Origin of the sequence: Micromonospora sp. DT178, from assembly GCF_049841695.1 — a bacterium.
In the GTDB taxonomy this organism is placed as follows: Bacteria; Actinomycetota; Actinomycetes; order Mycobacteriales; family Micromonosporaceae; genus Micromonospora.
In genome coordinates this window covers 1-366 of sequence record NZ_JBNCKV010000061.1, presented here as the reverse complement: position 1 = coordinate 366, position 366 = coordinate 1, and the positions used below count along the sequence as shown (strand labels likewise).

1 protein-coding gene is annotated in these 366 nt (G+C 70.2%); it reads left to right on the top strand.

The genetic code is table 11. The annotated features are described in order from the left end of the window. Window positions 1-21: 21 nt before the first annotated feature. The coding region (locus tag ACLQ22_RS31955; RefSeq protein WP_425695595.1) for a beta-ketoacyl reductase at window positions 22-366 on the top strand (345 nt) is incomplete at its 3' end.

The following is a 366-nucleotide window of genomic DNA, read 5'->3' as shown; positions in this document are numbered from 1 at the left end:
CGACGCGGCGGTGTTCTTGCCATGTCCTCCGAGCAGGGCCTGGCGTTGTTCGACGCGGCGGTGCGTACTGACCGGCCACAGCTCGTGCCGATCCGGGTGGACATGGCCGCGCTGCGTCGTGCCGGGGCCGGTAGCGTGCCGCCGTTGTGGCGGGTGTTGGCTGGTGGCTCGACCCGCCGGGCGGCGACCACAGCCGATACGCGGGTGGATCTGGCCGCCAGGTTGGCCGCTATGGGAGCCGAGGAACGCCAGCGGACAGTCCTGGAGTTGGTGCGTACCCACGCGGCTACAGCCCTTGGTCACGACAGTGCTCAGGCGATCGCACCCGATCGAGCGTTCCGCGAGCTCGGCTTCGACTCGCTGACC